The 7314-nt window shown below is 73.4% G+C and carries 5 protein-coding genes; 4 read left to right on the top strand and 1 reads right to left on the bottom strand.

The genetic code is table 11. The features are described 5' to 3' along the window. The first annotated feature begins 328 nt into the window (after window positions 1-328). From AB0K65_RS26425 to ffh, 4 genes are all read left to right on the top strand, one after another. Window positions 329-1675 (top strand): ammonium transporter, encoded by a 1347-nt coding sequence (locus tag AB0K65_RS26425; protein WP_365720673.1) that lies wholly within the window; start codon window positions 329-331, stop codon window positions 1673-1675. Beyond that, a complete protein-coding gene (locus AB0K65_RS26420; RefSeq protein WP_365720671.1) occupies window positions 1672-2010 on the top strand; it encodes a P-II family nitrogen regulator in 339 nt (112 codons plus the stop codon). Before AB0K65_RS26425 ends, AB0K65_RS26420 begins: the two co-directional genes overlap by 4 nt. 22 nt (window positions 2011-2032) lie before the next feature. Then, window positions 2033-4585, top strand: a complete 2553-nt coding sequence (locus tag AB0K65_RS26415; RefSeq protein ID WP_365720669.1) for a [protein-PII] uridylyltransferase — start codon at window positions 2033-2035, stop codon at window positions 4583-4585. 109 nt (window positions 4586-4694) lie between these two features. After that, window positions 4695-6248 carry a signal recognition particle protein gene (ffh, locus tag AB0K65_RS26410; RefSeq protein WP_365720667.1) on the top strand — a complete coding sequence of 518 codons (1554 nt, stop codon included), beginning with the start codon at window positions 4695-4697 and terminating at the stop codon, window positions 6246-6248. Between the two features lie 147 nt (window positions 6249-6395). Here the strand turns inward: ffh and AB0K65_RS26405 are convergent, their stop codons facing one another. Then, window positions 6396-7184, bottom strand: coding sequence for a sulfite exporter TauE/SafE family protein (locus AB0K65_RS26405; RefSeq protein WP_365720665.1), 789 nt, complete (start codon window positions 7182-7184; stop codon window positions 6396-6398). Window positions 7185-7314: the final 130 nt, after the last annotated feature.

Below are 7314 nucleotides of genomic sequence, written 5' to 3'. Positions count from 1 at the left end.
GCGGCCCCCAGGGGCCGCGCGGTCCCACCGCCCCGGCCGCGACAGCCATCCCGTAACGCCCGACTCGGCTCCCCCGCCGCAAGGTCACACGGATGCTGTCGCGGCCGGTTCACGTCGCCCGCCAGGCCCTGCGCGTTACACGTTCGTGACCCGACCGTTCACAGTCGCGTAACACGCCCCACCCCTTCGTCACTGCGCCGAAACATCGTGCGGCATCGACGGAAACGGCGCTGCGCCAACCTCTGGCGCATAACCGGCCACCCCTCACGGCCAAGCCGCTCTCCGGCCCCGCCCCCGCACAGGCCGAACCGACGACGAGGAGACGCCGATGGCACCAGCCATCACGACCCTGGCAGCAGACGCCCCCGAGCTGTCCGCCGCCAACACCGGGTTCATGCTCATCTGCTCCGCCCTGGTCATGCTGATGACCCCGGCACTCGCCTTCTTCTACGGAGGCATGGTCCGCGTCAAGTCCACCCTCAACATGCTGATGATGAGCTTCATCAGCCTCGGGATCGTCACGATCCTCTGGGTGCTCTACGGCTTCAGCCTCGCCTTCGGCACCGACTCCGGCTCACTCATCGGCTGGTCCGCCGACTACGTCGGCCTCAGCGGCATCGGCGTCACCGAGCTGTGGGACGGCTACACCATCCCGGTGTACGTCTTCGCCGTCTTCCAGCTGATGTTCGCCATCCTCACGCCCGCCCTGATCAGCGGCGCCCTCGCCGACCGCGTGAAGTTCACCGCCTGGGCCCTCTTCATCGCCCTCTGGGTCACCGTCGTCTACTTCCCCGTCGCCCACTGGGTCTGGGGCTCCGGCGGCTGGCTCTTCGAGATGGGCGTCATCGACTTCGCGGGCGGCACGGCCGTCCACATCAACGCCGGAGCCGCCGCCCTCGGCGTCATCCTGGTCATCGGCAAGCGCGTCGGCTTCAAGAAGGACCCGATGCGCCCGCACAGCCTGCCGCTGGTCATGCTCGGCGCCGGTCTGCTGTGGTTCGGCTGGTTCGGCTTCAACGCCGGCTCCTGGCTCGGCAACGACGACGGCGTCGGCGCCGTGATGTTCGTCAACACCCAGGTCGCCACCGCCGCCGCCATGCTCGCCTGGCTCGGCTACGAGAAGATCCGCCACGGCTCCTTCACCACCCTCGGCGCCGCCTCCGGCGCGGTCGCCGGACTGGTCGCCATCACCCCGGCCGGCGGAGCCGTCAGCCCCCTCGGCGCGATCGCCGTCGGCGTCATCGCCGGCCTCGTCTGCGCCATGGCCGTCGGCCTGAAGTACAAGTTCGGCTACGACGACTCCCTCGACGTCATCGGTGTCCACCTCGTCGGCGGCGTCATCGGCTCCCTGCTCGTCGGCTTCTTCGCCACCGGCGGCGTCCAGTCCGACGCCAAGGGCCTCTTCTACGGCGGCGGCCTCGAGCAGCTCGGCAAGCAGGCCATCGGCGTCGTCGCCGTCCTCGCCTACTCTCTGATCGCCTCCGCGATCCTCGCGCTGATCATCGACAAGACGATGGGCATGCGGGTCAGCGAGGACGTCGAGGTCTCCGGCATCGACCAGGTCGAGCACGCCGAGACCGCGTACGACTTCAGCGGAGCCGGTGGCGGCGCCTCCTCGCGCTCCGCCGCCGCCCCCGCCCCCGCCGCCACGCAGCCCAAGAAGGTGGACGCATGAAGCTCATCACCGCAGTCGTCAAGCCGCACCGGCTCGACGAGATCAAGGAAGCCCTCCAGGCCTTCGGGGTCCAGGGCCTGACGGTCACCGAGGCCAGCGGCTACGGCCGCCAGCGCGGCCACACCGAGGTCTACCGCGGCGCCGAGTACACCGTCGACCTCGTCCCCAAGATCCGGATCGAGGTCCTGGTCGAGGACGAGGACGCCGAACAGCTCATCGACGTCGTGGTCAAGGCCGCCCGAACCGGCAAGATCGGAGACGGCAAGGTGTGGAGCGTGCCCGTCGACACCGCCGTACGCGTCCGCACCGGCGAACGCGGTCCGGACGCACTGTAGGCAACGGATAGGGAGCTGCTGGGTGACGACCGTCGATGTGAGCACACGAGCGGAAGAACCGGGACCCAGCGGCTACGCGGCGGCCCGACTGCGCCTTCTCGAGGAGAAGGGGCGGTCCGGGCCGCCGCGCCGTTCCGCCCTCGCCCGGATCACCGACGACTGGCTGGCCGGCCTGTTCGCCGCCGCCCGGCCGCCACGCGGGGTGGCCCTGGTCGCCGTCGGCGGCTACGGCCGCGGCGAGCTCTCCCCCCGCAGCGACCTCGACCTCCTCCTGCTGCACGACGGCTCCGCCGACGCCGCCACCGTCGCCGCCCTCGCCGACCGCATCTGGTACCCGGTCTGGGACCTCGGCCTCGCCCTCGACCACTCCGTCCGCACCCCCGCCGAGGCCCGCAAGACCGCCGGGGACGACCTCAAGGTCCAGCTCGGTCTCCTCGACGCCCGGCCTGTCGCCGGCGACCAGGCCCTCACCGCCGCCCTGCGCACCACCGTCCTCGCCGACTGGCGCAACCAGGCGCCCAAGCGCCTCCCCGAGCTCGACGAGCTGTGCCGCGAGCGGGCCGAACGCATGGGGGAGCTGCGGTTCCTCCTCGAACCCGACCTGAAGGAGGCCAGAGGCGGGCTCCGCGACGCCCAGGTCCTGCGCGCCGTCGCCGCCTCCTGGCTGGCCGACGCGCCCCGCGAGGGCCTCGACGGCGCCCGCCGCCGGCTCCTCGACACCCGTGACGCGCTGCATCTGACGACCGGCCGCGCCACCGACCGGCTCGCCCTCCAGGAACAGGACGCCGTCGCCGGCGAACTGGGCCTCCTGGACGCCGACACCCTGCTCCGCGAGGTCTACGAAGCCGCCGGGATCATCTCGTACGCCACCGACGTCACCTGGCGCGAGGTCAACCGGGTCCTGAAGGCCCGCTCCGCCCGCCCCCGGCTGCGCACCCTCCTCGGCGGGCGCCCCGGCGGCGGCAAGCCACCCGTCGAACGCACCCCGCTGGCCGAGGGCGTCGTCGAGATGGACGGCGAGGCCGTCCTCGCCCGCGGCGCCAGACCCGAACGCGACCCGGTCCTGCCCCTGCGCGCCGCGGCCGCCGCCGCCCAGTCCGGGCTCCCGCTCTCCCCGCACGCCGTACGCCGCCTCGCCGCCACCGCCAAGCCGCTGCCCGTGCCCTGGCCCGCCGAGGCCCGCGAGGAACTGGTCACCCTGCTCGGCGCCGGCGAGCCGACCGTCCCCGTCTGGGAGGCGCTGGAGGCCGAAGGGCTCGTCACCCGACTCCTGCCCGACTGGGAACGCGTGCGCTGCCGCCCCCAGCGCAACGCCGTCCACACCTGGACCGTCGACCGCCACCTCGTCGAGACCGCCGTCCGGGCGTCCTCGCTGACCCGCCGCGTCGGCCGCCCCGACCTCCTCCTCGTCGCCGCACTGCTCCACGACATCGGCAAGGGCTGGCCCGGGGACCACTCGGTCGCCGGCGAGACCATCGCCCGCGACGTCGCCACCCGCATCGGCTTCGACCGCGCCGACGTGGGCGTCATCGCCACGGCCGTACGCCACCACCTCCTGCTCATCGAGACCGCGACCCGGCGCGATCTCGACGACCCCGCCACCGTCACCTCGGTGGCTGCGGCCGTCGGCACGCTCGGCACCCTGGAACTGCTGCACGCCCTCACCGAGGCCGACGCGCTGGCCACCGGCCCCGCCGCCTGGTCCACCTGGCGCGGCTCGCTCGTCGCCGACCTGGTGAAAAGGGTCGCCGCCGTCCTCGCCGGAGAGCCGACGGCCGACCCCGAGGCGGCCGCGCCCAGCGCCGAACAGGAACGGCTCGCCATCGAGGCACTGCGCACGGGGGAGCCGGTGCTCACCCTGCGCACCCAGCCCGAGGCGCCCACCGCGGACGAGCCCGCGACATCCGCGCACCCCGGCCCGGGGCCGGACTCGGCCGCGGGGCCGGGTTCCGGCTCCGGGCCCGCCTCGGCCCCGGCCCCGGACTCCGCCGAGCCCGAGCCGGTGGGCGTCGAACTCCTCATCGCCCTGCCGGAACGGTCCGGCGTCCTGCCCGCCGTGGCCGGAGTCCTCGCCCTGCACCGCCTCACCGTTCGCGCCGCCGATCTGCGCGCCGTCGAACTCCCGACGGAACTGGGCACCGGCGCCGGCGCGGTCCTCGTCCTGAACTGGCGGGTGGCCGCCGAGTACGGCTCCCTGCCCCAGGCCGCCCGGCTGCGCGCCGACCTGGTCAGGGCGCTCGACGGGTCCCTCGACATCCCCGCCCGGCTGGCCGAACGCGAGGCCGCCTACCCCCGGCGGCGCGGGGTGACCGCCCCGCCGCCCCGCGTCACCGTCGCCGCCGCCGACTCCCGTCTCGCCACCGTCATCGAGGTCCGCGCCCAGGACGCCCCCGGCCTCCTCCACCGCATCGGCCGCGCTCTGGAGGGCGCGGCGGTACGGGTCAGGAGCGCGCACGTCTCGACCCTGGGGGCCAACGCGGTGGACACCCTGTACGTGACCCGGCCGGACGGCTCCCTCCTCCCCGACGAGGAGGCCGTGGAGCTCGCCCGGACCCTGGAGAACGCGCTGCGGTGAGCGGTCCGGGCGGGCTCCGGGGAATCGCCGCCCGGGCCGCGCGCCGTACCCGATACCCTGGAGGGCAATCCGTCCACCCGTCCCCGAGACCCGAGGATCCGCGACCGCCGTGTTCGATACCCTCTCCGACCGCCTTGCAGCGACATTCAAGAACCTCCGCGGCAAGGGGCGCCTGTCCGAGGCGGACATCGACGCCACCGCGCGCGAGATCCGTATCGCCCTCCTCGAGGCGGACGTCGCCCTTCCCGTCGTCCGGTCGTTCATCAAGCAGGTCAAGGAGCGGGCGACCGGCGCCGAGGTCTCGCAGGCGCTGAACCCGGCCCAGCAGGTCATCAAGATCGTCAACGAGGAGCTCATCGGCATCCTCGGCGGCGAGACCCGGCGCCTGCGGTTCGCCAAGACCGCGCCCACCGTGATCATGCTCGCCGGCCTCCAGGGCGCGGGCAAGACCACCCTCGCCGGAAAGCTGGGTCTCTGGCTGAAGGGCCAGGGCCACTCCCCGCTGCTCGTCGCCTGTGACCTCCAGCGCCCCAACGCCGTCACCCAGCTCGGCGTCGTCGCCGAGCGCGCCGGCGTGGCCTTCTACGGCCCGCAGCCGGGCAACGGCGTCGGCGACCCGGTCCAGGTCGCGAAGGACTCGATCGAGTACGCCCGCGGCAAGCAGTACGACATCGTCATCGTCGACACCGCCGGCCGCCTCGGCATCGACGCCGAGATGATGCAGCAGGCCGCCGACATCCGTGACGCCGTCAGCCCCGACGAGGTCCTGTTCGTCGTCGACGCCATGATCGGTCAGGACGCGGTCAACACCGCCGAGGCGTTCCGCGACGGCGTCGGCTTCGACGGCGTCGTGCTGTCCAAGCTCGACGGCGACGCCCGCGGTGGCGCCGCGCTCTCCATCGCGCACGTCACCGGCAAGCAGATCATGTTCGCCTCCAACGGCGAGAAGCTGGACGAGTTCGACGCGTTCCACCCGGACCGCATGGCGTCCCGCATCCTCGGCATGGGCGACATGCTGTCGCTCATCGAGAAGGCCGAGCAGACCTTCAGCCAGGAAGAGGCCGCCAAGATGGCCTCCAAGCTGGCGTCCAAGAAGGGCGAGGAGTTCACGCTCGACGACTTCCTCGCCCAGATGGAGCAGGTCCGCAAGATGGGCTCCATCTCCAAGCTGCTCGGCATGCTGCCCGGTATGGCGCAGATGAAGGAGCAGATCAACAACATCGACGAGCGTGACGTCGACCGCACGGCCGCCATCATCAAGTCGATGACCCCGGGCGAGCGCCAGGACCCGACGATCATCAACGGCTCGCGCCGGGCCCGTATCGCCAAGGGCTCGGGCGTCGAGGTCAGCGCGGTCAAGGGACTGGTCGAGCGGTTCTTCGAGGCCCGCAAGATGATGTCCCGCATGGCGCAGGGCGGCGGCATGCCCGGCATGCCGGGGATCCCCGGCATGGGCGGCGGCCCCGGCCGGCAGAAGAAGCAGATCAAGCAGGCCAAGGGCAAGCGCAAGAGCGGCAACCCGATGAAGCGCAAGGCCGAGGAGCAGGCCGCCGCGGCCCGCCGCGAGCAGGCCCAGGCGGGCGGCGCCTTCGGACTGCCGGGCGCCGGGCAGGGCCCGCAGGACTTCGAGCTCCCCGACGAGTTCAAGAAGTTCATGGGCTGAGCATTCGTGGGCTGACACAGCGGAACGCCCGCACGCCGACGTGCGTGCGGGGAAGGGCCCGGGACGGCGCGGTAGGCGACCGTCCCGGGCCCTTCCCGCGCTCGGGCCACCGCTGTCCGAGCCGGCCCGGCCGGGCGGCACGCGCCGTCAGGCGAGCGCCTGCAGGGCGTAAGCCGCTCCGACGGCGGCGGCGAGCGTGCCGAGGAGGAGGCGCAGGGCGGTCTCGGGAACGCGGGGCTGGAGGCGGGCGCCGAGGTAGCCGCCGATCAGGCCGCCGGCCCCGCAGGCCAGGCCGAGCCACCAGTCGGGGGCGATGTCACCGGAGCTGACGAGGGACAGCAGGGCGAAGGTGGCGGCGCCGACGACCGAGGTGGCGAACGTCGTGGCGAGCGCGGCCGGGGCGACCCGGGCCATGGGCAGGCCGCGGGCGGCGAGGACCGGGCCGAGGAGCGACCCGCCGCCGATGCCGTAGATCCCGCCGACCACGCCGACCGCCAGGGCGAGAAGGGTCAACGAGGCCGGGGACGGCTCCGCCCCGGAGGCCGGACGGCCGGCGGACCGGGGGAGGAGGGTGCGGGCGCAGAGCCACAGCCCGAGCGGCAGGAGCAGGCAGGCGATGAGCAGCCGGAAGACGCCCGGCCCCGGGAGCGCGTAGACGCGGATCGCGGCGCCCGCGACGACCCCGGGGAGCGTCCCGACGACAAGGCGCCGGGCGAGGCCGCCCCGCAGCGCTCCGTCGCGGCGGTACCGCCACAGGGCACCCGGCCCCGCCACCACGTTGTACAGCAGGTTCGTCGGTGTGACGGCGGGGTTCGGTACGCCGAGGACACTGAGCTGGACCGGCAGGAGGAACACGGCCCCGGAGACCCCGACGGGCGCGGTCACCAGGGCGATCAGCAGACCGGCCGCCAGCCCCGCCCCCACGGTCCAGTCCACCGTGCTCCCCCTTCGTCCGCGGCCGTGGCGCGGTCAGTATCGGGGACCACGGTGCTGTGCGACGGCGGAGAAACACACTGTTCACGCGCGCCACCGGGGGCCGTACGGTCTCCCCGCGAACCGCCGCCAC

Origin of the sequence: Streptomyces sp. NPDC053755 (assembly GCF_040677675.1) — a bacterium.
Lineage (GTDB): Bacteria > Actinomycetota > Actinomycetes > Streptomycetales > Streptomycetaceae > Streptomyces.
This window is presented reverse-complemented; position numbering and strand designations above follow the sequence as displayed.

What these genes read in the sequence shown, in the direction of transcription:
- AB0K65_RS26425 (WP_365720673.1), top strand. Translation starts at nt 329, where the DNA reads ATGGCACCAGCCATCACGACCCTGGCAGCAGACGCCCCCGAGCTGTCC.
- AB0K65_RS26420 (WP_365720671.1), top strand. Translation starts at nt 1,672, where the DNA reads ATGAAGCTCATCACCGCAGTCGTCAAGCCGCACCGGCTCGACGAGATC.